This is a genomic window from Streptomyces canus, from assembly GCF_030816965.1.
Taxonomy (GTDB): Bacteria; Actinomycetota; Actinomycetes; order Streptomycetales; family Streptomycetaceae; genus Streptomyces; species Streptomyces canus_E.
In genome coordinates this window covers 5880001-5905748 of the sequence record NZ_JAUSYQ010000002.1, presented here as the reverse complement: position 1 = coordinate 5905748, position 25748 = coordinate 5880001, and the positions used below count along the sequence as shown (strand labels likewise).

Here is a 25748-nt window from a genome sequence, read left to right as displayed (position 1 = left end):
CACTCCGACCTTCGCCCTAGGCCTGGGCCGGGACCTGGCTCTGAGCGTCCTGGACGTGGACCCGAGCCGCCCGGAACGCCTCCCCGAGCCTCCGCAGCCCCTCGCCGATCTCCTGCGGCGTCTGCGTCACGAAGCACAGCCGCAGGGTCGAGCGGTCGGGCTCACCGGCGTAGAAGGGCGCTCCCGGGACGTAAGCAACATCGCGCGTCACGACCTGCGGAAGCAGCGCGGTCGTGTCGTACGACGCGGGAAGTCGCGCCCAGAGGAACATGCCGCCCTCGGGCCGGGTCCAGGTCGACCCTTCGGGCAGGGCGTCGGCCAGCCCCGCCAGCATGGCGTCCCGCCGCTGCCCGTACACCCCCGCGACGCGCCGGACATGCGCGTCGAGGTCCCGGTCGGCCAGGTATCGTGCCGCGGCGAGCTGGTTGACGGTCGGGGTGTGCAGATCGGCGGCCTGCTTGGCGACCGCGCAGGCCCGCCGCAGCTCGCCGGGCGCCCGCAGCCAGCCGAGCCGCAGCCCGGGAGCCATGACCTTGGAGAAGGACCCGAGCAGCACGACCCGGTCGCGGACCTCCTCGTGGGAGGCGATCCACGGCACCCGCTCGCCCTCGAAGCGGAGTTCGCCGTACGGGTCGTCCTCGACGATCCACAGCCCGCGCCGCGCGGCCACGGACGCGACCGCGGCCCGGCGCCCCGCGGACATGGTCCGCCCGGTCGGGTTCTGGAAGGTGGGCACGGTGTAGAGCAGCTTGGGCCGCTCCCGCACGACGAGTTCCTCCAGGGCGACGGGATCGGGCCCCTCGTCGTCGCCCGGCACGGCCACCACCCGGGCGCCCGCGAACCCGAAGGCCTGAAGGGCCGCCAGATAGCAGGGGCTCTCGACGAGCACCGTGTCCCCGGGCTCGATCAGCGCGGTGGCGAGCAGCGACAGCGCCTGCTGCGATCCGGTGGTGACGAGGACGTCGTCGGCGCAGGTGGCGAGCCCGCGGGCCGACATCCGCTCCGCAAGAGCCGTCCGCAGCACGGGCTCACCCTCGGTGGTCGAGTACTGGAGTGCCCGCTCGGGCACCTCCTCCAGGACCGCCCGAAAGGCGTCTGCGATCCCCTCGGCGTCGAACAGTTCGGGCGCCGGCAGCCCGCCCGCGAAGTTGATGACCTCGGGACGGGCGGTGACGGCGAGGATGTCCCGTACGGGCGACCCACCGACCGACCGGGCCCGGGCGGCGAGCGGAGGCACGGAAGCGAACGTGGGCACCGTCATGGCACGGCTCCTTCAACTGCGGACGCGGACTGCGAACCGCGGACTACGACGACTGGGTCCAGCGCAGCCTAAGCAAATGAATGCCGCCTACAAGCACCTTTCCGCGATACGGACGTCACGCACCGCTCACGCCTTGGTGCCGGTCGCCCCGTAGACGTTGATGTCGTCGTCCGTGACGTCGTTGATGTCCCGGTAGCGGATCTTCTCGATGTCGTCGAGGGACTCGAAGTCCTCGGCGTCGATGGCCGGCGGCGCCGGCGCGGGCCCGGGGTGCCACAGATGGGCGGGCACCACACCGGGCTCGTCCAGGGAGACACCCGGCACCTCGGTGAAGAACCGCTCCACCTCCCGCTTGGACCGGAACACGAAGGTGAACCCGCGCTCGGTGTAGGTCCGCTGGACCGCGCGGGTGGGCTCGGGATGCATCTCGTCGGTCAGATGACTGAGAACGATCCGGCTGCCGGAGGGCAGGGCCTCCACGAGCTCACGCACGATCGGATAGGCCTCGTCGTCCTCGACGAAGTGCAGGATCGCGACCAGGCACAACGCGATCGGCTGGTCGAAGTCCAGGGTCTTGGCGGCCTGTTCGAGGATCTGCGCGGGACTCTTGAAGTCGGCGTCGATGTAGTCCGTACGCCCCTCGGGTCCGCTGGTGAGCAGCGCGCGTGCATGCGCCAGCACCACCGGGTCGTTGTCGACGTACACGACCCGCGCGTCGGGCCGGATCCGCTGGGCGATCGTGTGGACGTTCTCCGCGGTGGGCAGCCCGGTGCCGATGTCGAGGAACTGCCGGATCCCGTCCCGCGCGGTCAGCCGGTCGACGGCCCGGCGCATGAAGTCACGGTTGTGGCGTACGTCGAGGTAGCCGCGGGGGTTGGCGGCGAGCGCGGCGGCGGCCGCCTCGCGGTCGGCGGGGTAGTTGTCCTTGCCGCCGAGGAACACGTCGTAGACGCGGGCCGGATGTGCCTTGGTGGTGTCGATCCTCCTGGCCAGCTCGGCCGGGTCCTGGCTCAGCGCGTCACCGGGCATGGGCGTCTCCCCTTTGAATGTGTCGGTCCTTCGACGGACAACCACCGCGATCGTCAAGAACCTAACTCGCCGGGCGACTTGATGGTGCCCGGTGCCCGGGATGCCCCGTCCCGCATCCCACGAAAGGGACTCGGGAAGCCACATCTCCGCAGGTCAGCGAGGCCCCCGACACAAGGCCGTCCCGAATCCCCCGCCAGGGCTGGCGAACGCCCCCGCGCCCCCGCAGCCTGATCCCATGCCCACCCGACCCCACACCCCCCGCATGCTCACCGCTACCGCCCTCGCCCTCCTCGCCCTTGCCGCGCTGACGGGCTGCAACGACGGCCAGGGCGTACGCGACGAGGGCCCGGCCACGAACAAGGCGGCCGCGGTGCGCCCTTGGGAAACCCAGAAGGCCGCCCGGCACTGACCGGGCGGCCTCGAAGCAGAGCTACGGCATCACACGTGCGCCGGGGCGAAGCCCTTCGGGTTGGGGCCGTACTTGTTGTCGCTCGGCTCACCGTCGAGGCAGGTGAAGACGAGGAGGGTGATGCCGCCGGCGAGCGGAACCAGACCGAACAGGACCCACCAGCCGCTCCGGCCGGTGTCGTGCAGGCGGCGCACGAGGACGGCGAGGCTGGGGAGCAGGATGGCGACGTAGAAGATGATCGGGATCCACGCCTGCTTGGCCACGGCGCCGATGACGGCCAGCACGATGTAGATGATCGTGACGAACAGGGTGTACATCCAGTATTCCTTGCGGCGCGCGCGGCCGCTGAACACGGCGTACTTCTTCAGCACATCGAGGAAGTAGTTCATGGTGGTGTCCCCCAGGGATCGACGTTCGGACCAATTCCGAATGGATCAGGCCAGGCGCAGAAGATATGGAGGATGTCGAGAACTCGTCAATTCGACGGATGTAAGCGGATCATCAAGTCGCGGACCTGTCAGACTCCGACAAATCCACCACCCCAGGGGCCTGATTCCGGACAGATCACCAGAAGATCACCGTCCGAACTGGGGGCTGTTGTCCGGACGTTGGCCGGTTCGAGCTCCGCCCGTATCCGGACCGAGCTCGAACCGTTGTCGCAACACGCCGTCCGGCGGCTTCGTCAGCCGAGCTTCTGAGCCACCTCGGTCGCCCAGTAGGTGAGGATGTTCTGCGCCCCGGCCCGCTTGATCCCGGTCAGCGTCTCCAGGATCGCCCGGTCCCGGTCGATCCAGCCCTTCTCGGCGGCGGCCTCGATCATCGAGTACTCACCGGAGATCTGGTACGCGGCGACGGGCACGTCGACGGCGTCCGCGACCCGCGCGAGGATGTCGAGGTAGGGACCGGCCGGCTTGACCATCACCATGTCGGCACCCTCCTCCAGATCGAGGGCGAGCTCGCGCAGCGACTCCCGCGCGTTGGCGGGATCCTGCTGGTACGTCTTGCGGTCACCCTGCAGCGAGGAGGCGACGGCCTCCCGGAACGGCCCGTAGAACGCGGAGGCGTACTTGGCCGTGTACGCCAGGATGGCCACGTCCTCCCGCCCGATCTGGTCGAGCGCGTCCCGGATGACCCCGACCTGCCCGTCCATCATCCCGCTGGGTCCCACGACATGGGCGCCGGCGTCGGCCTGGACCTGGGCCATCTCGGCGTACCGCTCGAGGGTGGCGTCATTGTCGACGCGCCCCTGCGCGTCGAGCACCCCGCAGTGCCCGTGATCGATGGTCTCGTCGAGACACACATCGGACATCACGAGCAGGTCGTCCCCGACCTCGGCGCGTACGTCCCGGATGGCGACCTGCAGAATCCCGTCGGGATCGGTGCCCGGCGTCCCGAGAGCGTCCTTCTTGGACTCCTCCGGCACCCCGAAGAGCATGATCCCGGAGATCCCGGCCGCCACGGCCTCCGCGGCCGCCTTCTTCAGACTGTCCCGCGAGTGCTGCACGACCCCGGGCATCGCCGAGATCGGCACCGGCTCACTCGCCCCTTCCAGCACGAACGCCGGGAGGATGAAGTCAGCGGGGTGCAGCCGGGTCTCGGCAACCATGCGGCGCATGACGGGGTTGGTCCGCAGCCGCCGGGGCCGCGTGCCGGGAAAAGATCCGTACGTCGTCATACACCTAAGCTACGCCCGCCTCATGCCCCCCTTTGCCGACGCCCCGTCGGAAGCGACAGGCCCACCGGGGGTCACGCAGTGGGGGCGGGGGGCACCTAGGGGGGTGCCGCGTCGGGTCCTGGCGCGACTGCGGGCTGATGGGGGCGAGCCACGTGCGCGGGACGTGGGCCGGGCGCCTACGAGGGTGCCACGCCGGGACCTTGGACGTCCGCAGCCCGATGGAGGCAGGCCGCGTGCCCGAGGCTTGGGCCGGGCGCCTACGGGGGTGCCACGCCGGGACCTTGACGTCCGCAGGCCGATGGGGGCAGGCCGCGTGCCCGAGGCTTGGGCCGGGCGCCTACGGAGATGCCACACCAGGACCTCGCGCGACTGCAGGCCGGTGGGGGCGGGTCGCGCAGTTCCCCGCGCCCCTGGGGAGTTGCAGTCACCGGCGCCTCGACGGACCGATCACGCCACCTCGCCGGCCACAGCGGACCGTCAGCCGCACCCCGCTCCCCGCGACGGCGGAGCGCCCCCCACCTCACACGCCACCGACGGGCCGCGCACCACGGCGGAGCGTTGGCCGCGTACAGCGCGAAGTCGACGTACGCCCCGGAGAACGTCCTGCGCTACGGCCACACGGTGGCCCGGTCAGCCTGAACCAGGCCACCGCAGCCACCGCGCACCGACACCGCGCCCCACAACGCTCAGGTCGTCACCACGCTCAGGTCGTCGACCGCCGCCGCCGAGCCCCCGGCCGCCGCTCGCTCGGCCGTGTCACCGGATCCCCGGCCTCGACCGCCGCCGCCCGCCGCTTCAGCCCGAAGTCGGCGAGGGCCTCGGCCAGCTTGTGCACGGACGGCTCGGGAGCCATCACATCCACCCGCAGCCCGTGCTCCTCGGCGGTCTTGGCCGTGGCGGGACCGATACACGCGATCACGGTCACGTTGTGCGGCTTCCCGGCGATACCCACCAGGTTCCGCACGGTCGACGACGACGTGAAGAGAACGGCGTCGAACCCACCGCCCTTGATCGCCTCCCGCGTCTCCGCGGGCGGCGGCGAGGCCCGCACGGTCCGATAGGCGGTGACGTCGTCGACCTCCCACCCGAGCTCGATGAGCCCGGCGACCAGGGTCTCGGTCGCGATGTCGGCCCGCGGCAGGAACACCCGGTCGATCGGGTCGAACACCGGGTCGTACGGCGGCCAGTCCTCGAGAAGACCCGCGGCCGACTGCTCACCGCTCGGCACCAGGTCAGGCTTCACGCCAAAGGCGACCAGCGCCTTCGCCGTCTGCTCGCCCACCGCGGCGACCTTGATCCCCGCGAAGGCACGCGCGTCGAGCCCGTACTCCTCGAACTTCTCGCGTACGGCCTTGACGGCGTTGACCGAGGTGAAGGCGATCCACTCATAGCGCCCGGTCACGAGCCCCTTGACCGCCCGCTCCATCTGCTGGGGCGTTCTCGGCGGCTCGACGGCGATCGTCGGCACCTCGTGCGGCACGGCCCCGTAGGACCTGAGCTGGTCGGAAAGCGAGGCCGCCTGCTCCTTCGTACGCGGCACGAGAACCTTCCAGCCGAACAGCGGCTTGTTCTCGAACCACGACAGCTGGTCGCGCTGCGCGGCGGCCGAACGCTCACCGACCACGACTATCACCGGCCGCCCGCCCTCGGGCGAGGGCAGCACCTTGGCCTGCTTGAGCGTCTGGGCGATGGTGCCCAGGGTCGCCGTCCACGTCCGCTGGCGGGTGGTCGTACCGGCGACCGTCACCGTCATCGGCGTATCGGGCTTGCGACCGGCCGCGACCAGCTCCCCGGCGGCGGCGCCCACGGAGTCCAGGGTCGTCGACACGACCACGGTCCCGTCCGACGCCCCCACCTCCGTCCAGCACCGGTCGGAGGCCGTCCGCGCGTCCACGAACCGCACGTCCGCGCCCTGGGCGTCCCGCAACGGCACACCCGCGTACGCGGGTACACCCACGGCGGCGGCGACACCGGGCACGACCTCGAAAGGCACGCCCGCGCGGGCGCAGGCCAGCATCTCCTCGGCGGCGTACGCGTCGAGCCCGGGGTCCCCGGACACCGCACGTACGACCCGCCTGCCGCCCCGCGCGGCCTCCATGACAAGATGTGCGGCATCCCGTACAGCGGGGACAGCTGCGGTTGTTGACGAGCCGTCAACGATCGTTAGTTGGGGCGCGCCCGTGCCCGGAACCGGAGTCGAAGGCGACTCCGTGTCCGTGTCCACGACGGCGACGCCCGACCGAGCGTGGACGCGTACGACGTCGAGCACTTCGTGCCCGGCGACGAGGACGTCCGCGTTCGTGAGCGCCTCGACGGCGCGCAGAGTCAGCAGTCCCGGATCTCCGGGTCCGGCACCGAGGAAGGTGACGTGCCCGTGTTCAGGACCGGCGGGAAGGGTGGTGGGGCTCACTGTGCTCGCTCCCCCATCAGACCGGCCGCGCCCTGGGCAAGCATCTCGGCCGCGAGTTCACGGCCGAGCGCCATTGCTTGGTCGTACGTCTCGGGCACGGGACCGGTGGTGGACAACTGCACCGTGCGAGAGCCGTCGGTCGTGCCGACGACGCCCCGCAGGCGCATTTCCTTGACAATCTGCCCGTCGGCCAGCAGGTCGGCCAGCGCGCCCACAGGGGCGGAGCAGCCGGCCTCCAGGGCGGCGAGCAGTGACCGTTCGGCGGTCACGGCGACCCGCGTGAACGGGTCGTCGAGCTCGCCGAGCGCTGCGATCAGGTCCGCGTTGTCCGCGGTGCATTCGATCGCGAGTGCTCCCTGGCCGGGAGCGGGCAAAACTGTGTCGACCGAGAGGAAATCGGTCACTTCGTCGATACGGCCGATGCGGCTGAGCCCTGCCGCGGCCAGCACCACCGCATCCAGCCCACCATCGCGCACGAACCGCACCCGGGTATCGATGTTCCCCCGGATCGCAACCGTCTCGATATCAAGTCCGTGCGCGCGGGCGTACGCGTTCAGCTGCGCTGCACGCCGGGGCGAACCGGTACCGATGCGGGCACCTCGGGGCAGGTCGGTGAATTTGAGGGCGTCCCGGGCGACGATGACGTCCCGCGGGTCCTCGCGCTCGGGTATCGCCGCCAGCGCCAGCTCGTCCGGCTGCGCGGTCGGCAGATCCTTGAGCGAGTGCACCGCGAAGTCGACCTCGCCCGTGAGCAGGGCTTCGCGCAGCGCGGTCACGAAGACGCCGGTGCCGCCGATCTGCGCGAGCGCCTCCTTGGACACATCGCCGTACGTGGTGATCTCCACGAGCTCGACGGGTCGCCCGGTCACCTGGCTCACGGCGTCCGCCACCTGCCGCGACTGGGCCATGGCGAGTTTGCTCCGCCTGGTCCCGAGCCGTAGCGCCTTGGTACTCATGACGAGCCTCGGTCTTTCTCATCGGTGGTGCGGTCCTCGGCGCGGGAGACGGCGGCCACCGTCTCGGGGTCGAGGTCGAACAGAGTCCGCAACGCGTCCGCGTACCCGGCACCGCCGGGCTCAGCCGCGAGTTGTTTGACCCGTACGGTCGGCGCGTGCAGCAGCTTGTCGACCACGCGCCGCACGGTCTGCGTGATCTCCCCGCGCTGCTTGTCGTCCAGCCCCGGCAGCCGCCCGTCGAGCCGGGCGATCTCACCGGCGACGACATCGGCGGCCATGGACCGCAGCGCGACGACGGTCGGCGTGATGTGCGCGGCCCTGAGCGCGGCCCCGAAGGCGGCGACCTCGTCGGCCACGATACGACGGACCTGGTCGACGTCGGCCGCCATGGGAGCGTCCGCCGAAGCCTCGGCGAGCGACTCGATGTCGACGAGCCGCACCCCGCCCAGCCGGTGCACGGCGGCGTCGATGTCCCGGGGCATGGCGAGGTCGAGCAGGAAGAGCGAGGGGGTGGGCCGCGGAATCTCGGCGACGGGCTCGGGCCTGCGCCGCTCGGGCACCCGCCCGATGACGGCGGCGGTGGCCGCGAGCGCCGCGATGGCGTCGGCTTCCTCGGCGGGATCGAGCACGGTCACGGCCGGACCGGAGCTCTGCGGCCGCGGCGCGTTGTCCACCCACGCGGCGTGCTGCTCCAGCTCGGAGGCGGCCATCCCGGCGACAGCGGCTTCACCGAGCACGGAGAAACCGGAAGTGGCCTGTGGGGTGGCCTGTATGGGGGCCAGGTCGAGCGGGCAGTTCTCGTCAGTCGCGGAGCCTGCGCGCAGTCGTGCCGCCTGGGCGGCTCCCGACCCGCGGAAGGGCGGCACCTCGTCAGCGCCGAGCTGCGCGACCGACCCCCGCGCAGCGGCAACGGCCTCGGCACGGAGTACGAGCCCGGTGGCGCCCGTACAGGACACCACAACATCTGCACGTGTCAGCTCGTCCGACACCGAATCCATCGGTACCGCGCGGGCGGACACGTCCCCACCTTCGTTGAGGATCTCCGCGAGCCGCTCGGCCCGGTCAGCCGTCCGGTTGGCGACGACGATCTCCGTGACCCCGACCCGGGCCAGTGTCGCCGCGGCCAGCGAGGACATCGATCCGGCCCCGATGACCAGTGCCTTCTTCCCCCGAGCCCAGTCCGACACCTCCGCACCGAGAGCAAGCTGCTCCAGCCCGAACGTGACCAGCGACTGCCCCGCCCGATCGATCCCCGTCTCGGAGTGCGCCCGCTTCCCGACCCGCAGCGCCTGCTGGAACAGGTCGTTGAGCAGCCGTCCGGCCGTGTGCAGCTCCTGCGCCCGCGCCAGCGAGTCCTTGATCTGCCCGAGGATCTGCCCCTCCCCGACAACCATGGAGTCCAGCCCACAGGCCACGGAGAAGAGGTGGTGAACGGCCCGGTCCTCGTAGTGCACGTAGAGGTAGGGAGTGAGCTCGTCGAGCCCCACGCCACTGTGCTGCGCGAGCAGCGTGGACAGCTCGGCCACCCCGGCGTGGAACTTGTCCACGTCGGCGTACAGCTCTATCCGGTTGCAGGTGGCCAGCACCGCGGCCTCCGTGGCCGGGTCGGCGGCAACCGTGTCCTGGAGCAGCTTCACCTGCGCATCGGCAGGGAGAGCCGCCCGCTCCAGCACGCTGACCGGCGCGCTGCGGTGGCTCAGTCCGACGACGAGGAGACTCATGCCGGCATCACGGCGGGTACGTCCCCGTCGGGCCCTTTGTCGGCGGAGTGGCTGCGGCCGGTGATGACCGGACCGGCGCCGTCAGCGGCGGCGGCGGCCTCCTCACCGGCCTTGCGCTGCTCGTGGAAGGCAAGGATCTGCAACTCGATGGAGAGGTCGACCTTGCGCACGTCGACGCCGTCCGGCACGGACAGCACGGTCGGCGCGAAGTTCAGGATGGAGGTGACCCCGGCGGCCACGAGCCGGTCGCAGACCGGCTGAGCGGCACCGGCGGGGGTGGCGATGACACCGATGGACACGCCGTTGTCCTCGATGATCTTTTCCAGGTCGTCCGAGTGCTGCACCGGAATGCCCGCGACGGGCTTGCCGGCCATCGCCGGATCGGCGTCGATCAGCGCCGCGACACGGAATCCACGGGACGCGAAGCCGCCGTAGTTGGCCAGAGCGGCGCCGAGATTACCGATACCGACGATCACAACCGGCCAGTCCTGGGTCAGGCCGAGTTCGCGGGAGATCTGGTAGACGAGATACTCGACGTCGTAGCCGACACCGCGCGTTCCGTAAGAACCCAGGTAGGAGAAGTCCTTGCGCAGCTTCGCGGAATTGACCCCCGCTGCGGCCGCGAGCTCCTCGGAGGAGACCGTGGGTACCGAGCGCTCCGACAGCGCGGTCAGGGCTCGTAGATACAGCGGAAGCCTGGCGACGGTGGCCTCGGGAATCCCTCGGCTACGGGTCGCCGGTCGGTGAGTTCGGCCAGTTGCCACGGTGCTCCTGCGGGTAGAGCGGGGCTGTAGGCGGTCATGCGTCCCCAGACCGCCCCGTCGAATGCAGGCTATGTCTTTGTGAACGCGTGCACAAAGATGGTGTCCGATTTGCCCGGCCAACGTGACGGGGGTCACGCGCTTCTCTCTCGGAGGCAAAACCGCACACTTCCCTCATCAATCCCGCCCCCAAGACCAGGTCACCATCGATCCTAAGCGACCGGCTGGACGAGTTGGACTAGTCGGTCAGGGCCTTGCGGAGGCGATCTTCGTTCACCCGCCAGAAGGTGTGCTGCTCACCGTCGACGAGTACGACGGGGATCTGTTCCCAGTACTGAGCGTGCAGTCGAGGATCCTGGTCGATGTCCTGGTACTCCCAGGGAACCCCGAGATCTCCACACACCTTCTCGATCACCAGCTGTGCGTCATCACACAGATGGCAACCGGGCTTGCGGATCAGGGTGACGAGCCGGTCCTCGGGGGCCCTGGCCTGCTTTCGGCGGAAGATGAGACTCATGCAAGCCATTCTCCCGCGTGGCGCGCTCGGCCGGGACCGCTGCTTAACGGCACAGTCGCGGAGAGTTCACACCCTTCAAACCTCTCGACTCCGGAACCGCCTGACAGACTGGCTATGCTCACGCCATGGCCGCTCTCGGATGGCTCACTCCCCGTAGGCGCTCCGCCACGGCGCGGAGCGTGTTGGCAGGCGAGGCCTCGGCGGAGGCTGCGCGCAAGTCCTCCCAGGAGGTCGAGGAGACCCCTGGTACGGAACCGGAGTCCCAGTTCCCGGTCCTGGGCGACGACAAGGCCGCCGCCTTCTTCGACCTGGACAACACGGTGATGCAGGGCGCCGCCCTCTTCCACTTCGGCCGTGGCCTGTACAAACGGAAGTTCTTCGAGACCCGTGAGCTCGCGAAGTTCGCCTGGCAGCAGGCGTGGTTCCGGCTGGCCGGCGTCGAGGACCCGGAGCACATGCAGGAGGCCCGGGACTCCGCGCTGTCGATCGTCAAGGGCCACCGCGTCGCCGAGCTCCAGTCGATCGGCGAGGAGATCTACGACGAGTACATGGCCGAGCGCATCTGGCCGGGCACACGCGCGCTTGCGCAGGCGCACCTGGACGCGGGCCAGAAGGTGTGGCTGGTCACAGCCGCCCCGGTGGAGATCGCCCAGGTGATCGCCCGCCGCCTCGGCCTCACCGGCGCCCTGGGCACCGTGGCGGAGTCGGTGGACGGGGTCTACACGGGCAAGCTCGTGGGCGAACCTCTCCACGGCCCCGCGAAGGCGGAGGCCGTCCGGGCCCTGGCGGCGGCGGAGGGCCTCGACCTGTCGCGCTGCGCGGCGTACAGCGACAGCCACAACGACATCCCGATGCTCTCGCTGGTCGGTCACCCCTACGCGATCAACCCGGACGCCAAGCTCCGCAAGCACGCCCGTCAACTGGACTGGCGCCTGCGCGACTACCGCACAGGCCGCAAGGCGGCGAAGGTCGGCATCCCGGCGGCGGCCGGCGTGGGAGCGGTGGCAGGCGGTACGGCGGCGGCGATCGCCTTGCACAAACGCCGCCGGTAGCCGGGCGAACACACCAATCCCCGGGTTTTACGGGCGTAACCCCGTGTGCAGGCACATTGGCTGCACACGGCCACAACACGCCCCGTTCCCTGGCAGAACACGACCGCTTTCGATCAACAACCGGTCACTCCCCGGCACTTGAATTGCTCCCACTCGGTTACAGAAGCGACGTAATCGATGAATAGAGCAACTGGGTGTAGCAGAGCCTGCACTAAGCGTTATTCTCCTCAGACGCAATCCGGTACCCCTTCCGTCGCTACGACGGGTGAACGGTCCGGTACTGCACGTGATGGAAGCTCTGCCTCTGGGAGTCCCGTGTACCCACACGTCGGGGTTGACGCCTCGGGCCTGGCTACGCTGCGCGCAACGGTCCACGACCTGTTGCGCGGCTTCGTCCCCACCGCGTACGCCGTCCCCGCCCTCGCCGCAGCCGCGGCACCGATCGGCCCGTGCTACGCACTGGCCGACGGTTCCGCGGCCGTCGGCAGACGAGGGCGCTCGACCGGCGCCGCCCCCGCCCGCCGTCCGGCCGCGGACAGCGACAGCGCCCGCATGATGGACCTGGTCGAACGCGCCCAGGCCGGCGAGGCCGACGCCTTCGGCCGCCTGTACGACCAGTACAGCGACACGGTGTACCGGTACATCTATTACCGGGTAGGAGGTAAGGCCACCGCCGAGGACCTGACGAGCGAGACATTCCTGCGCGCGCTCAGAAGGATCGGCACATTCACCTGGCAGGGCCGCGACTTCGGCGCCTGGCTCGTCACCATCGCGCGCAACCTCGTCGCCGACCACTTCAAGTCGAGCCGGTTCCGTCTCGAGGTCACCACCGGCGAGATGCTCGACGCCAACGAGGTCGAGCGCTCGCCCGAGGACTCCGTCCTGGAGTCGCTCTCCAACGCCGCGCTGCTGGACGCCGTCCGCCGGCTCAACCCGCAGCAGCAGGAGTGCGTGACCCTCCGTTTCCTCCAGGGACTCTCCGTCGCCGAGACCGCTCGGGTGATGGGCAAGAACGAGGGCGCCATCAAGACGCTCCAGTACCGGGCCGTGCGCACCCTGGCCCGTCTCCTCCCGGACGACGCCCGCTGAGAGCGCACGCCTGGTAACCGCCAACTCGCGCTCGGTGAAAGTCCGTTGCCTTCCCGATCCGATCATCCGCCGTCCGTAACCCAAGTGCCACGCCGCTCGTTGTGCGGGATGCAGGCTCCCTGTGGTCACTCCTTGGCCGACTTCGATCACTCGATCGTGTGCTTGTGGTCAGGGTGTGCAACCCTCAGGACCCCCTGGGGAGTCGACCGTCATGACGAGAGGAGGTGCCGCCAGTGATCGCGAACGTATCGGCGCACCGGCGGGCGAACGCCTTCGCCCAGGCCCTGGAGGAGCAGTCCGACCGGGACCCGGCGGCCGAGCAGTCCGAAGGACACCAGCCGGCCGCTGGGGAACACACCGGGCAGGACCGCCTGTTGACCCTCGCGGAGTGTCTTGGCGAGCTGCCCAGGCCTGAGCTGGACCCTGAGGTCAAGGTCGTCCAGCGAGCCCAGCTCGTGGCCGCGATGGAGGCCATGCTGCTGGAGGGCGACGGGGTGGAACCCGCGGTGCCCGAGCAGCGCTCCCATCGGGCGGGAGCCGCCCACCGGGCGAGCCCGCTCGGGAAACTGCGACCGCGTTCCCGGCTCAGCAAGAGCCTGGCCGCGGGCGGCCTGAGCGTCGGAGTCGCCGCCGGAGCCTTCGGCGGAGTGGCCGCGGCCAGCTCGGACGCGCTGCCCGGGGACTCGCTGTACGGCCTCAAGCGCGGCATCGAGGACTTCAAGCTCAGCTACCTGTCCGAGGGCGACGACGAGCGCGGTGTCGCCTACCTCGACCAGGCCTCCACCCGGCTGAGCGAGGCCCGCCGCCTGATGGAGCGCGGCCGGGACGGTCACCTCGACCACGAGTCCCTGAGCGAGATCCGCCGCGCCCTGTCCGGCGTGCAGCACGACGCCGCCGAAGGCCACCGCCTGCTGCACGAGGCGTACGACCGCGACCCGAACTCCCTGGGCCCCATCCAGGCCCTCTCCAGCTTCTCGCGCTCGCACCGCGAGGCCTGGGGCGCGCTCCGCGAGCGGCTGCCCGTGCAGCTCGGTGACGTCAGCAACCAGGTGTCCTCGGTCTTCGACGCCATAGACGAAGAGGTCGCCCCGCTGCAGTCCCTCCTGCCCGAACCCCCCGCCCGGAGCGGTGGCTCGGGACAGCGGCAGCACTCCGGGGCGGCGTCCTCGGACACCTCGACCGGTTCCGGCCGGTCCACGGCCCCTGGCACCGGCGGCTCCTCCGAGCACAGCGGCGGCAGCAGCCCCAGCAAGTCGGCCACGTCCGCCGGCGAGGACGACGGCCTGCTCGGCGGCAACACCGGCGGCCTCCTCGACCCGCCGAACGCCACCGGCACCGCCACCCCGACCTCCCCCGCCCCGTCCTCCGACCCGGACGTCACCCTCCCGCCCCTCCTCCCGGGCCTCCTGCCCGGCCTGGGAATCGACGGCGAGAACACCAACTAGCTCTTCCCGTACGACGGCGGGGGCGCCCTTCCCATGAAGGGCGCCCCCGCCGTCGTACGACAGAAAAGATCAGAAGAACACCGACCGCCGCTGCACCAGCAACTTGTACAGCGTGTGCTGGATCTGTTCCCTGACCTGGTCGGTCAGGTTGAACATCAGCATCGGGTCCTCGGCGGCCTCCGGCGGATAGCCGTCCGTGAGGATCGGCTCGCCGAACTGGATCGTCCACTTCGTCGGCAGCGGAACCGCACCCAGGGGACCCAGCCAGGGAAAGGTCGGGGTGAGCGGGAAATACGGGAATCCCAGCAGGCGGGCCAGCGTCTTCGCGTTGCCGATCATCGGGTAGATCTCCTCCGCTCCCACGATCGAGCACGGAATGATCGGGGTGCGCTGGCGCAGGGCCGTGGAGACGAACCCACCCCGGCCGAAGCGCTGGAGCTTGTAGCGCTCGCTGAACGGCTTGCCGATGCCCTTGAAGCCCTCCGGCATCACACCGACCAGTTCACCGCGCCCCAGCAGCCGCTCGGCGTCTTCCGCGCAGGCGAGGGTGTGACCGGCCTTGCGGGCGAGTTCGTTGACCACCGGCAGCATGAACACCAGGTCCGCCGCCAGCAACCGCAGGTGCCGGTTCGCGGGGTGGTGGTCGTGGACGGCGACCTGCATCATCAGGCCGTCCAGCGGCAGCGTCCCGGAGTGGTTGGCGACGATCAGCGCGCCACCCTCCGCCGGGATGTTCTCGACGCCCTTCACCTCGACCCGGAAGTACTTCTCGTACACCGGCCGCAGCAGGGACATCAGGACCTGGTCGGTGAGTTCCTCGTCGTAGCCGAAGTCGTCGACCTCGTAGTCCCCGGTGAGCCGGCGGCGCAGGAAGCTGAGGCCTCCGGCGATCCGCCGCTCCAGGCCGCCCTCGTCGTTCGCCTGCTGCGGCGGCTCTTCCTCACGCGTCACAGGAACATCATCCTGCGCGGAGGCCCTGCTGGGCAGAGGCTGGACCTCACGGACCAGCGCGGGCTCGGAGCCCTTGCGCCGGCTCCCCGCGCCACGGCGCCGCGCCGGCCGCTGTACGGCGCCTGCACGGGACCGGTCGTCGTCGAACGGAATGACCTTGGCGTCCGCCATCGTTGATGCGCTCCTCAGTTGGCGCTCTGCGTCGGGGGGTGGCCACCCGCGAGGGGCAGCGCGGCGATCCTGTCGACGGCCCCCGCGAGGGCCTCCGGCGGCAGCAGCCCGGGTCCCTGGCTGCTCGCGAAGTCCGCGAAGGTCTCCGCCGTCGTGTACTTCGGCCGGAATCCGAGCGTCTCACGCATCTGGACCGTCGACACGACCCGGCCGTGGGTGAGCAGCCGGATCTGCTCGGGCGAGAAGTCCGTCATGCCGAGCGTCCGCACCAGCGACCCGGCCCAGGTGACCGCCGGCAGCAGCAGGGGCACGGTGGGCCTCCCGAGCCGCCGGGAACACTGCGACAGCAACAGGACACCGTCGCCCGCGACGTTGAAGGTGCCGCTGTTGAGCGTGCCCCGCTCCGGTTCGTGCGAGGCGATCCTGAGCACCTCGATCACATCGTCCTCGTGCACGAACTGCAACCGGGGGTCGTACCCGAACACGGTCGGCAGCACCGGCAGCGCAAAGTACGAGGCGAGCGGGGTGTCCGCCGTCGGCCCCAGGATGTTGGCGAACCTCAGCACGCACACGGCCACGTCAGGGCGCCGCCGCGCAAAGCCCCGCACATACCCCTCGACCTCGACCGTGTCCTTGGCGAAGCCGCCGGACGGCAGGGACTTGGGCGGGGTGGTCTCCGTGAACACGGCGGGATCCCGCGGCGCCGAGCCGTACACGTTCGTACTGGACTTCACCACGAGCCGCTTGACGTTCGGCGACTTCTGACAGGCCCCGAGCAGCTGCATGGTGCCGATGACGTTGGTCTCCTTGACCGTGGTCCGGCTCCCGCTGCCGAGCGCCATCGCCGTCACATCCAGGTGTACGACGGTGTCGGCGGCCGTCTCGGCCAGTACCCGCGCGATGCCGGGCTGCCTGATGTCCGCCTGGACGAAGTCGGCCCCGCCCAGATGGTGCTCCGGCGCCACCGCGTCCACGGCGATCACCCGGTCCACTTGCGGGTCACGCTGGATGCGTCGTACGAACCGGCCCCCCAGCTGTCGGGCCACTCCGGTCACGAGCACGACCTTTCCCAAGATCAGCGCCTTCCTTCCAGCCGTGGTCCAGCCCTGGTGCCGCCCTGACACGGCACTGGTCCTGTGCCGCGTTCCCCGTGTGCCGCCAACTTAGCGGGTCGATGTTGCGCTGTGATGACTGCCCACTGCGAGAAGTGACGACATTCAGCCCACGCGCACGTCCTGACACGCGTATGGCCCCCCACCGGTATCGGTTGGGGGGCCACAAACACGCTTCCGCGCGTCGCCTACTTCTTGTTGCGACGCTGAACGCGCGTGCGCTTGAGCAGCTTGCGGTGCTTCTTCTTGGCCATCCGCTTGCGCCGCTTCTTGATAACAGAGCCCACGACTACCCTCGCTCACTTCTCATCACTCGGTGCTGGGCGCCATGGGCCCATACGACCTACAAGGGGCTAGCCTACCCGCCCGAGCGCTGAGGTCGTAATCGAGGTGAACCGGGGAGATCAGGCAGGGGTCCACGAGTGCCCTGAGGCCCCCTTGAGACCTCCCCGAGTCCGTTGTCGTCAGGCCGTCTCCACCCCCACATAGCTCTCGCGGAGGTACTCGTGAACCGCGTTCTCGGGGACACGGAAGGACCGCCCCACCCTGATCGCGGGCAGATGACCGCTGTGCACCAGCCGGTACACGGTCATCTTCGACACTCGCATCACCGAGGCGACTTCCGCCACGGTAAGGAACTGAACCTCGCTCAGAGGCCTCTGTTCAGCAGCCATGACACACCTGAACCTTCCGCACTCGACGGCCACCGGCTTCCCCTTCCGGTGACTCTTCGTCGCTGCGTGCTCACTCCCCAATGTAGGGGCGGGTGATGCAAGTGGGGAAGAGGTGCACCCATCGGCGGCCTACTGTGACAGACACGCTCGATTGAGTACGTAGCGGGTCAGCGGCAGGTAGTAATCAGACCGCACGGCGTCATCAAGTGGAACGACGACGGACACGGCCCCCTCTGCCTCCCCCACAAAGAGCGCGGGGTCATCCGTATCCGCGAGCCCAATGGCCTCAAACCCCAGCTGACCTGCTCCGCAGACCCATCCATGGTCCCCGACCACGAGCTCGGGAAGCGGGCCGCCGCTCTCCGCCGCGGCCGCCAGCACGGTACGAACCGGGAGCGGCGAGTGCGAGTGTGCGCCGGTCTCACCACCGGAGCTCTTCGCGTCCGGTTCCCGCACGAGCGCGACTCCTCGTACGTAGTCAAGGTTGTACGTGCGTAGACCGAACCGGGTCGTTATGTCGACACAGCGACCATGCGCAGGGGTGAGGACGGTACATCCCGCCGCCGAGAGGGCGTCCGCGATGGCGGCGTAGAAGCCGAGCAGTCGGTGCGGATGGCCGGTGCCTAGGAGCACGGCCCCCTTGCGCTGCGCAACTGCCTCGAGCCGCTCCGCGAAGGCGTCGAGCGCGACGAGGGTTCGCTCAGGGTCAATCACATCATGGCCACTTGTGTGCCGCGGATCGCCCGAAACTCCGCACTTGTCGGCCATGAGACCGATCAAATCCCGCTCGTTCCACGACCACTCGGGATCGATCCCGATCAGCACCCTTGGATCCCGAGCCGCGAACAATCGATAACTCCGCAGACTCTCCTCCCGGGAGGTGGCCACGGGCCCGGCCAGACGAGCGGCCAGCAGATGGGCGCGGAGGGCACCGGTGCTCAACACGTGAGTGATGGTGACGGAGGGGGGCGAAGGAGGGGACGGGAACAGGGAAACACCGCACAGTCGGCGTAACGGAGCCTGCGCGGCCCCCCGCGGTCGCGACCTACTACGCCAGCAACCCCCGCAACGGAAACACCGCCCGCCGGGTAGCCAGCACAGCCTGATCCAGCCGATCCGCAGGGTCGTACCCCGCATCCCACCCCGCATAGGCCACCGGCCACCGGCCGTCCGTCATCCGCGCCGGCGCCAACTGCCGGGTCCGGGCGAACACTTCCTGCCGCCACCCCTCGGGAATCATCGCCTCGGGATCGACCGGCCGCCCCGCAGCGATCCCCACCAGATGCGTCCAGGACCGGGGCACGACATCCACCACGGCGTACCCTCCGCCCCCGAGCGCGATCCACTTCCCCCCGGCGTACTCGTGCGCCAGCTCATGACACGCCACCTGCACAGCCCGCTGCGCATCCAACGACACCGCGAGATGAGCCAGCGGATCCTCGAAGTGCGTATCGGCCCCGTGCTGCGTCACCAGCACATCGGGCCGGAAGTCGGCAATCAGCTCCGGCACCACCGCGTGGAAAGCCCGCAACCACCCCGCGTCCCCCGTCCCCGCCGGCAACGCCACATTCACCGCGCTGCCCTCGGCCGAGTCCGCCCCGGTCTCCTCCGGCCACCCGGTCTGCGGAAACAGCGTCCGAGGATGCTCGTGCAACGAGATCGTCAGAACCCGGGGATCCTCCCAGAACGCCGCCTGCACCCCGTCGCCGTGATGCACGTCGACGTCCACATAGGCGACCCGCTCGGCGCCCAGCTCCAGGAGCCGCGCGATGGCGAGCGAGGCGTCGTTGTAGATGCAGAATCCCGAGGCACCGCCGGGCATCGCGTGATGCAGCCCACCCGCGAAGTTCACCGCATGCAGCGCCTGCCCCCGCCACACGGCCTCCGCCGCCCCCACCGACTGCCCGGCGATCAGCGCGGACACCTCGTGCATCCGCGGGAAGGCCGGATCGTCCATCGTCCCCAGCCCGTACGACTGGTCGGCCGCCCCAGGGTCCACGGAAGCCGCCTTCACGGCCTCGACGTAGTCCTCGCGGTGCACGAGCCGCAACGTCGACTCGCCCGCCGCCTTCGCCGACACGACCTCCACGTCCCGGTCCAGTCCGAAGGCATCCACCAGTCGCCGGGTCAGATCGAGCCGGACCGGATCCATCGGATGGTCCGGACCGAAGTCATAGCCCGTTACTGCCTCGTCCCACATCAGCTGTGCGCGGCCGCTCATGCCCGCCACCGTATCGGTCCGGTTGAGCCTCGAACGACTTGGCGTACACCAGCGTCACCAGCACCAACACCATCGGCACAAGCATGGCCCCGCGATAGCTCCACGCGTCCCCCAAGGCCCCCACCAACGGCGAACCGACCAGAAACCCCACGTAGTTGAAGACATTGAGCCGAGCGACCGCAGCATCCGAGGCCCCCGGGAACAACCGCCCTGCCGCCGCGAAGGTCTGCGGCACCAGCACACACAACCCCAGCCCCAGCAGCGTGAACCCGAGCATCCCGACCCACGGTCCGGGCGCCACGGCCACCACCGCGAACCCCCCGGCGGCCACCAACGACCCCAGCCGTACGACCGTCGCGGCCCCGAACCGCCGCACCCCCAAGTCCCCGATGGTCCGCCCGATCAGGGTGGTCACCATGTACACGTTGTACGGCACGGTGGCCAGCTGCTCCGAGCTCCCCAGCACATCCTGCAGATACTTCGCACTCCAGTTGGAGACGGTGGAGTCCCCGATATACGCGAAGGTCATCACCAGACACAGCGGCAGCAGCAGCTTGAAGACCACCGTCTCCCCGCCCTGCGGCTTCTCCTCCACGACGGTGGCGTCCCCGTCGACATACCACCGACTCCCCACCAGGCACAGCGGCAGCAGCGCGACCACGACCGGCAGATAGGACACGAACAGCGCGAGATGCCAGTGCGCCCCCACCCAGGCGAGCGAGGCCCCGGCGATCCCGCCGAGACTGAACACCGCGTGGAAGCTCAGCATGATGCTGCGCCCGTACGCCCGCTGCAGGCTCACCCCGAGCATGTTCATGGACGCGTCGAGCATGCCCACGGCGAGCCCGAAGGCGGCGAGCGAGACGCCCAGCTCGACCGTCGAGTCCCCGGCCCCCACCCCGAGCAGCGCCAGGAGCACGACGGGCTGGGCGAATCGCAGCAGCCGACTGGGCCGGATCCGCTTCACCAGGTGCTCGGTCGAGACGCTCCCGACGCCGGCGAGGATCGGCACGGCGGCCAGGAAGGCGGGCAGCAGCGCGTCGGAGACGCCGTACCGGTCCTGGATCGCGGGGATCCGCGTCACCAGCAGAGCAAAGGCGACACCTTGCGCGAAGAAGCTGAACGCCAGCGAGGCCCTACCGCGCCGCAGCACATCTGTCATGGCGGCGAGCGTAGGGCCCCGGCGTACTCGTGGGTAGATCCAGCCAAAGATGAGTTTCACTCAGCTTTATCGGGCGAGGGCGACCTCGGACCTCACGGGGGCACAGGTCTTCGTCTCAGCGATCAGCATCCGGGCCATGGGTCCGGCCCCGATGGCCCCGCTGACCAGGAAGGCCACCGCCATCGACACGACCATGACCACGGACCCGAGCCACACCATCGTGTCCACCGGCAGCGTGTACGCCCCCACGACCCGCAGCACGCACTCCGTCAGCAGTACGACCCCCCACACCACGGAGAACCGCCGCTCGGCCCGCCGGAAGTCCGCCGACGTGTCCTGGAGCCGTCCCCAGGCGGCCTCCCGCTCCGCGATCCCCTTCACGAGCCAGGGTTTCATGCCCGCGGTCATCATCGGCCTCCCCAGCGCGACGGAGACGAGAACGCCGATGCCGATCACACTGCTGACCCCGCTGTCCTTGGCGAGCATCAGCCGCGGGTCGCCGGCCACGAAGCTGAGCAGCAGCCCCATGACGTTGACGACGAGGATGAGCGCGGCGAGACCGTTGACCGCTCGCTCCTTCACCACGCTCCAGCCGGTCCGCACGGCCGGGACGACACTGCTGAGGCCCAGCGCCATCAACGTGCTCGTCCCGAGTCCGTCCTTGAGCAGGTAGTACGCCCCGATCGGCACAGCCACGTCCACGATCAGAGGAGCCAGGTTCGCGCGCTTCGAGTTCGTCTTCGTCGTCATGCCCTCAGCTTCTCGTCCGGCGAGGGGGTGCCAGTAGAAACGATCGTCCGGACCTCGGCATGACAAATGTCAGACGAGCAGGTCCGCCAACTCACCCATGTCGGAGAAGAGTTGAGTGCCCCCCTCGAGCTTGGCGGCAGGCGTCATGGCGGTGAAGCCGTACACGTCCATCCCGGCCGCGACAGCCGCCTGTACGCCCAGCGGACTGTCCTCAATCACTACACACCGCCCGGGCTCGACCCCCATCCGCTCGGCGGCGTACAGGAACAGATCAGGCGCCGGCTTCCCTCGCCCCACATCCTGCGAACTGAAGATCCGCTCGTCCGCGAACCACCGGTCGAGCCCGGTCGCCCGATGCCCCACCCGGATCCGCTCATGACTCCCGGAGGACGCGACGCAGTACGGCACCCCGTCCGCCGCCAGCTTCTCCAGTACGCCCGCCACGTCGGCCACGGGCTGCAACTCCCGCTCGAACGCGGCGAACACCCGCGCATGGAAGACGTCGTCGAAGTCCTCCGGCAGCCGCCGCCCGGTCTGTTCCAGGACGAGGTCGTGGATGCGGTGCATGGCGGAGCCCATGTAGTCGCGGATGGAGTCCTCGTAGGAGGTCGGGTGCCCGAGCTCCGTCAGATACGCGGCGAGATGCCGATTGGAAATCGGCTCACTGTCGACGAGAACACCGTCGTTGTCGAAGATGACGAGGTCGTAGCGCATGTATCGAGCCTAAACGCAGAAAACCCCCGTTCCGAATGGAACGGGGGTTTTCTCAAAAATTGTTCGGCGGTGTCCTACTCTCCCACAGGGTCCCCCCTGCAGTACCATCGGCGCTGTAAGGCTTAGCTTCCGGGTTCGGAATGTAACCGGGCGTTTCCCTCACGCTATGACCACCGAAACACTATGAAACACAGACCGGAAAACACACAGTCGTTGCCTCAGAACTAACACAGTGGACGCGAGCAAATATGGACAAGCCCTCGGCCTATTAGTACCGGTCACCTCCACCCATTACTGGGCTTCCAGATCCGGCCTATCAACCCAGTCGTCTACTGGGAGCCTTAACCCCTCAAAGGGGGTGGGAATACTCATCTCGAAGCAGGCTTCCCGCTTAGATGCTTTCAGCGGTTATCCCTCCCGAACGTAGCCAACCAGCCATGCCCTTGGCAGAACAACTGGCACACCAGAGGTTCGTCCGTCCCGGTCCTCTCGTACTAGGGACAGCCCTTCTCAATATTCCTGCGCGCGCAGCGGATAGGGACCGAACTGTCTCACGACGTTCTAAACCCAGCTCGCGTACCGCTTTAATGGGCGAACAGCCCAACCCTTGGGACCGACTCCAGCCCCAGGATGCGACGAGCCGACATCGAGGTGCCAAACCATCCCGTCGATATGGACTCTTGGGGAAGATCAGCCTGTTATCCCCGGGGTACCTTTTATCCGTTGAGCGACGGCGCTTCCACAAGCCACCGCCGGATCACTAGTCCCGACTTTCGTCCCTGCTCGACCCGTCGGTCTCACAGTCAAGCTCCCTTGTGCACTTACACTCAACACCTGATTGCCAACCAGGCTGAGGGAACCTTTGGGCGCCTCCGTTACTCTTTAGGAGGCAACCGCCCCAGTTAAACTACCCATCAGACACTGTCCCTGATCCGGATCACGGACCCAGGTTAGACATCCAGCACGACCAGACTGGTATTTCAACGACGACTCCCCCCGAACTGGCGTCCGGAGTTCACAGTCTCCCAGCTATCCTACACAAGCCGAACCGAACACCAATATCAAACTGTAGTAAAGGTCCCGGGGTCTTTCCGTCCTGCTGCGCGAAACGAGCATCTTTACTCGTAGTGCAATTTCACCGGGCCTATGGTTGAGACAGTCGAGAAGTCGTTACGCCATTCGTGCAGGTCGGAACTTACCCGACAAGGAATTTCGCTACCTTAGGATGGTTATAGTTACCACCGCCGTTTACTGGCGCTTAAGTTCTCAGCTTCGCCCGACCGAAGTCGGACTAACCGGTCCCCTTAACGTTCCAGCACCGGGCAGGCGTCAGTCCGTATACATCGCCTTACGGCTTCGCACGGACCTGTGTTTTTAGTAAACAGTCGCTTCTCGCTGGTCTCTGCGGCCACCCCCAGCTCGAGGAGCAAGTCCTCTCACCAGTGATGGCCCCCCTTCTCCCGAAGTTACGGGGGCATTTTGCCGAGTTCCTTAACCATAGTTCACCCGAACGCCTCGGTATTCTCTACCTGACCACCTGAGTCGGTTTAGGGTACGGGCCGCCATGAAACTCGCTAGAGGCTTTTCTCGACAGCATAGGATCATCCACTTCACCACAATCGGCTCGGCATCAGGTCTCAGACTATTGCCAGGCGGATTTACCTACCTGACGTCCTACACCCTTACCCCGGGACAACCACCGCCCGGGCTGGACTACCTTCCTGCGTCACCCCATCACTCACCTACTGCAAGTCTGGTTCGCCGGCTCCACCACTCCCCTTTGCCCGAAGGCTCCGGGGCGGCTTCACGGACTTAGCATCGCCTGGTTCAGTGTTTGACGCTTCACAGCGGGTACCGGAATATCAACCGGTTATCCATCGACTACGCCTGTCGGCCTCGCCTTAGGTCCCGACTTACCCTGGGCAGATCAGCTTGACCCAGGAACCCTTAGTCAATCGGCGCACACGTTTCCCACGTGTGTATCGCTACTCATGCCTGCATTCTCACTCGTGAACCGTCCACCACTGCCTTCCGGCGCGGCTTCACCCGGCACACGACGCTCCCCTACCCATCACAGCCGCCGTTGGGCGTATTGCTGCAATGACACGACTTCGGCGGTACGCTTGAGCCCCGCTACATTGTCGGCGCGGAATCACTAGACCAGTGAGCTATTACGCACTCTTTCAAGGGTGGCTGCTTCTAAGCCAACCTCCTGGTTGTCTCTGCGACTCCACATCCTTTCCCACTTAGCGTACGCTTAGGGGCCTTAGTCGATGCTCTGGGCTGTTTCCCTCTCGACCATGGAGCTTATCCCCCACAGTCTCACTGCCGCGCTCTCACTTACCGGCATTCGGAGTTTGGCTAAGGTCAGTAACCCGGTAGGGCCCATCGCCTATCCAGTGCTCTACCTCCGGCAAGAAACACACGACGCTGCACCTAAATGCATTTCGGGGAGAACCAGCTATCACGGAGTTTGATTGGCCTTTCACCCCTAACCACAGGTCATCCCCCAGGTTTTCAACCCTGGTGGGTTCGGTCCTCCACGAAGTCTTACCTCCGCTTCAACCTGCCCATGGCTAGATCACTCCGCTTCGGGTCTTGAGCGTGCTACTCAAACGCCCTATTAGGACTCGCTTTCGCTACGGCTACCCCACCCGGGTTAACCTCGCAACACACCGCAAACTCGCAGGCTCATTCTTCAAAAGGCACGCAGTCACGAGGCAAGCACAAGTGCTTGCCCGACGCTCCCACGGCTTGTAGGCACACGGTTTCAGGTACTATTTCACTCCGCTCCCGCGGTACTTTTCACCATTCCCTCACGGTACTATCCGCTATCGGTCACCAGGGAATATTTAGGCTTAGCGGGTGGTCCCGCCAGATTCACACGGGATTTCTCGGGCCCCGTGCTACTTGGGTGTCTCTCAAACGAGCCGCTGATGTTTCGACTACGGGGGTCTTACCCTCTACGCCGGACCTTTCGCATGTCCTTCGCCTACATCAACGGTTTCTGACTCGTCTCACAGCCGGCAGACTGTGAAAGAGAGATCCCACAACCCCCACGACGCAACCCCTGCCGGGTCTCACACGTCGTAGGTTTGGCCTCATCCGGTTTCGCTCGCCACTACTCCCGGAATCACGGTTGTTTTCTCTTCCTGCGGGTACTGAGATGTTTCACTTCCCCGCGTTCCCTCCACATACCCTATGTGTTCAGGTATGGGTGACAGCCCATGACGACTGCCGGGTTTCCCCATTCGGAAACCCCCGGATCAAAGCCTGGTTGACGACTCCCCGGGGACTATCGTGGCCTCCCACGTCCTTCATCGGTTCCTGGTGCCAAGGCATCCACCGTGCGCCCTTAAAAACTTGGCCACAGATGCTCGCGTCCACTGTGCAGTTCTCAAACAACGACCAGCCACCCATCACCCCGCCCTCACAGGCGAGTTACTGGGGCCGGCATCGAGGGGGTTCATTCCCTCAGACACCCAACAGCGTGCCCGGCACCCCCGCCACTCGTGATCAGCGTTCCACGCTCCGAAGAGCAGTACTTGCAGCCCGAGATGACTGAGAGTGCCGAATAATCAACGTTCCACCCATGAGCAACCACCGTCGAACGTGTGCCGACGTAATGGCCCTGGACCACCAAGCAAGCTCGGCGGCCTAGATGCTCC

General features: G+C 67.9%; 22 protein-coding genes and 2 rRNA genes. 4 read left to right on the top strand and 20 right to left on the bottom strand.

Annotated features, from left to right (window positions below; translation table 11 throughout):
- Positions 1–16: 16 nt before the first annotated feature.
- Together QF027_RS28175 and QF027_RS28170 are read right to left on the bottom strand one after the other, a co-directional pair.
- Complete coding sequence (locus tag QF027_RS28175) at positions 17–1261, bottom strand: aminotransferase-like domain-containing protein (protein ID WP_307077856.1); 1245 nt, start codon at positions 1259–1261, stop codon at positions 17–19.
- A gap of 126 nt (positions 1262–1387) precedes the next feature.
- Entirely contained in the window at positions 1388–2290 is a 903-nt protein-coding gene (locus tag QF027_RS28170) for an SAM-dependent methyltransferase (RefSeq protein WP_306977929.1), read from the bottom strand.
- A gap of 235 nt (positions 2291–2525) precedes the next feature.
- Here QF027_RS28170 and QF027_RS28165 point away from each other — a divergent pair, with 235 nt between their 5' ends.
- Positions 2526–2699, top strand: coding sequence for a hypothetical protein (locus tag QF027_RS28165; protein WP_307077855.1), 174 nt, complete (start codon positions 2526–2528; stop codon positions 2697–2699).
- Between the two features lie 29 nt (positions 2700–2728).
- On the opposite strand, the gene QF027_RS28160 is transcribed toward QF027_RS28165, so the two are convergent.
- The 7 genes from QF027_RS28160 to QF027_RS28130 form a co-directional block, all read right to left on the bottom strand.
- Positions 2729–3088 carry a DUF805 domain-containing protein gene (locus tag QF027_RS28160; RefSeq protein WP_266561118.1) on the bottom strand — a complete coding sequence of 120 codons (360 nt, stop codon included), beginning with the start codon at positions 3086–3088 and terminating at the stop codon, positions 2729–2731.
- Positions 3089–3381: 293 nt separating this feature from the next.
- Positions 3382–4374 carry a porphobilinogen synthase gene (gene hemB / locus QF027_RS28155; protein WP_306977934.1) on the bottom strand — a complete coding sequence of 331 codons (993 nt, stop codon included), beginning with the start codon at positions 4372–4374 and terminating at the stop codon, positions 3382–3384.
- A 703-nt stretch (positions 4375–5077) separates the two neighbouring features.
- Entirely contained in the window at positions 5078–6784 is a 1707-nt protein-coding gene (locus QF027_RS28150) for a bifunctional uroporphyrinogen-III C-methyltransferase/uroporphyrinogen-III synthase (protein WP_307077853.1), read from the bottom strand.
- Entirely contained in the window at positions 6781–7740 is a 960-nt protein-coding gene (gene hemC / locus QF027_RS28145) for a hydroxymethylbilane synthase (protein WP_307077851.1), read from the bottom strand. The genes QF027_RS28150 and hemC overlap by 4 nt, the downstream gene beginning before the upstream one ends.
- Positions 7737–9461, bottom strand: coding sequence for a glutamyl-tRNA reductase (locus tag QF027_RS28140; protein WP_307077850.1), 1725 nt, complete (start codon positions 9459–9461; stop codon positions 7737–7739). Before QF027_RS28140 ends, hemC begins: the two co-directional genes overlap by 4 nt.
- Positions 9458–10225, bottom strand: a complete 768-nt coding sequence (locus tag QF027_RS28135; RefSeq protein ID WP_306977940.1) for a redox-sensing transcriptional repressor Rex — start codon at positions 10223–10225, stop codon at positions 9458–9460. The genes QF027_RS28140 and QF027_RS28135 overlap by 4 nt, the downstream gene beginning before the upstream one ends.
- A gap of 235 nt (positions 10226–10460) precedes the next feature.
- Complete coding sequence (locus QF027_RS28130) at positions 10461–10739, bottom strand: glutaredoxin family protein (protein ID WP_306977942.1); 279 nt, start codon at positions 10737–10739, stop codon at positions 10461–10463.
- A 125-nt stretch (positions 10740–10864) separates the two neighbouring features.
- On the opposite strand from QF027_RS28130, the gene QF027_RS28125 reads away from it, so the two are divergent.
- The 3 genes from QF027_RS28125 (at position 10865) to QF027_RS28115 (ending at position 14325) form a co-directional block, all read left to right on the top strand.
- Positions 10865–11791 (top strand): HAD family hydrolase, encoded by a 927-nt coding sequence (locus QF027_RS28125; RefSeq protein ID WP_307077848.1) that lies wholly within the window; start codon positions 10865–10867, stop codon positions 11789–11791.
- 315 nt (positions 11792–12106) lie between these two features.
- Positions 12107–12880, top strand: coding sequence for an ECF subfamily RNA polymerase sigma factor, BldN family (locus QF027_RS28120; RefSeq protein WP_306977945.1), 774 nt, complete (start codon positions 12107–12109; stop codon positions 12878–12880).
- A 233-nt stretch (positions 12881–13113) separates the two neighbouring features.
- Positions 13114–14325 carry a DUF5667 domain-containing protein gene (locus tag QF027_RS28115; protein WP_307077846.1) on the top strand — a complete coding sequence of 404 codons (1212 nt, stop codon included), beginning with the start codon at positions 13114–13116 and terminating at the stop codon, positions 14323–14325.
- A 69-nt stretch (positions 14326–14394) separates the two neighbouring features.
- Here QF027_RS28115 and QF027_RS28110 read toward each other — a convergent pair whose 3' ends face one another.
- The 11 genes from QF027_RS28110 to QF027_RS28060 all read right to left on the bottom strand — a co-directional run bounded on the left by QF027_RS28110 (position 14395) and on the right by QF027_RS28060 (position 25449).
- Complete coding sequence (locus QF027_RS28110; protein WP_306977948.1) at positions 14395–15447, bottom strand: lysophospholipid acyltransferase family protein; 1053 nt, start codon at positions 15445–15447, stop codon at positions 14395–14397.
- Positions 15448–15461: 14 nt separating this feature from the next.
- Positions 15462–16520: an NAD-dependent epimerase/dehydratase family protein gene (locus QF027_RS28105; protein ID WP_306977951.1), complete on the bottom strand. Its 1059-nt coding sequence runs from the start codon at positions 16518–16520 to the stop codon at positions 15462–15464.
- 227 nt (positions 16521–16747) lie between these two features.
- The gene (locus tag QF027_RS28100) at positions 16748–16846 is read right to left on the bottom strand and encodes a 30S ribosomal protein bS22 (RefSeq protein WP_003948845.1); all 99 of its coding nucleotides are present in this window, start codon (positions 16844–16846) and stop codon (positions 16748–16750) included.
- A 177-nt stretch (positions 16847–17023) separates the two neighbouring features.
- Positions 17024–17233 carry a helix-turn-helix domain-containing protein gene (locus QF027_RS28095; protein WP_016437488.1) on the bottom strand — a complete coding sequence of 70 codons (210 nt, stop codon included), beginning with the start codon at positions 17231–17233 and terminating at the stop codon, positions 17024–17026.
- Positions 17234–17362: 129 nt separating this feature from the next.
- Positions 17363–18178, bottom strand: a complete 816-nt coding sequence (locus QF027_RS28090) for a phosphatase (RefSeq protein ID WP_306977954.1) — start codon at positions 18176–18178, stop codon at positions 17363–17365.
- A gap of 103 nt (positions 18179–18281) precedes the next feature.
- Positions 18282–19454, bottom strand: a complete 1173-nt coding sequence (locus QF027_RS28085; RefSeq protein ID WP_307077844.1) for an acetoin utilization protein AcuC — start codon at positions 19452–19454, stop codon at positions 18282–18284.
- The gene (locus QF027_RS28080; RefSeq protein ID WP_307077841.1) at positions 19405–20616 is read right to left on the bottom strand and encodes an MFS transporter; all 1212 of its coding nucleotides are present in this window, start codon (positions 20614–20616) and stop codon (positions 19405–19407) included. Before QF027_RS28080 ends, QF027_RS28085 begins: the two co-directional genes overlap by 50 nt.
- Positions 20617–20682: 66 nt before the next feature.
- Positions 20683–21366, bottom strand: a complete 684-nt coding sequence (locus tag QF027_RS28075) for a VC0807 family protein (RefSeq protein WP_307077839.1) — start codon at positions 21364–21366, stop codon at positions 20683–20685.
- 69 nt (positions 21367–21435) lie between these two features.
- Entirely contained in the window at positions 21436–22080 is a 645-nt protein-coding gene (locus tag QF027_RS28070; RefSeq protein ID WP_307077837.1) for an HAD family hydrolase, read from the bottom strand.
- A 61-nt stretch (positions 22081–22141) separates the two neighbouring features.
- A 5S ribosomal RNA gene (gene rrf / locus QF027_RS28065) occupies positions 22142–22258 on the bottom strand.
- 70 nt (positions 22259–22328) lie between these two features.
- Positions 22329–25449: ribosomal RNA gene (locus QF027_RS28060) — 23S ribosomal RNA — on the bottom strand.
- Positions 25450–25748 lie beyond the last annotated feature (299 nt).

Excerpts from the sequence above, each read along its gene's own strand:
- QF027_RS28125 (WP_307077848.1), top strand. The coding sequence starts at position 10,865 with ATGGCCGCTCTCGGATGGCTCACTCCCCGTAGGCGCTCCGCCACGGCG.
- QF027_RS28070 (WP_307077837.1), bottom strand. The coding sequence starts at position 22,080 with ATGCGCTACGACCTCGTCATCTTCGACAACGACGGTGTTCTCGTCGAC.
- hemC (WP_307077851.1), bottom strand. The coding sequence starts at position 7,740 with ATGAGTACCAAGGCGCTACGGCTCGGGACCAGGCGGAGCAAACTCGCC.
- QF027_RS28080 (WP_307077841.1), bottom strand. The coding sequence starts at position 20,616 with ATGACAGATGTGCTGCGGCGCGGTAGGGCCTCGCTGGCGTTCAGCTTC.
- QF027_RS28170 (WP_306977929.1), bottom strand. The coding sequence starts at position 2,290 with ATGCCCGGTGACGCGCTGAGCCAGGACCCGGCCGAGCTGGCCAGGAGG.
- QF027_RS28110 (WP_306977948.1), bottom strand. The coding sequence starts at position 15,447 with ATGGCGGACGCCAAGGTCATTCCGTTCGACGACGACCGGTCCCGTGCA.
- QF027_RS28165 (WP_307077855.1), top strand. The coding sequence starts at position 2,526 with ATGCCCACCCGACCCCACACCCCCCGCATGCTCACCGCTACCGCCCTC.
- QF027_RS28085 (WP_307077844.1), bottom strand. The coding sequence starts at position 19,454 with ATGAGCGGCCGCGCACAGCTGATGTGGGACGAGGCAGTAACGGGCTAT.
- hemB (WP_306977934.1), bottom strand. The coding sequence starts at position 4,374 with ATGACGACGTACGGATCTTTTCCCGGCACGCGGCCCCGGCGGCTGCGG.
- QF027_RS28140 (WP_307077850.1), bottom strand. The coding sequence starts at position 9,461 with ATGAGTCTCCTCGTCGTCGGACTGAGCCACCGCAGCGCGCCGGTCAGC.
- QF027_RS28160 (WP_266561118.1), bottom strand. The coding sequence starts at position 3,088 with ATGAACTACTTCCTCGATGTGCTGAAGAAGTACGCCGTGTTCAGCGGC.
- QF027_RS28175 (WP_307077856.1), bottom strand. The coding sequence starts at position 1,261 with ATGACGGTGCCCACGTTCGCTTCCGTGCCTCCGCTCGCCGCCCGGGCC.
- QF027_RS28075 (WP_307077839.1), bottom strand. The coding sequence starts at position 21,366 with ATGACGACGAAGACGAACTCGAAGCGCGCGAACCTGGCTCCTCTGATC.
- QF027_RS28130 (WP_306977942.1), bottom strand. The coding sequence starts at position 10,739 with ATGAGTCTCATCTTCCGCCGAAAGCAGGCCAGGGCCCCCGAGGACCGG.
- QF027_RS28095 (WP_016437488.1), bottom strand. The coding sequence starts at position 17,233 with ATGGCTGCTGAACAGAGGCCTCTGAGCGAGGTTCAGTTCCTTACCGTG.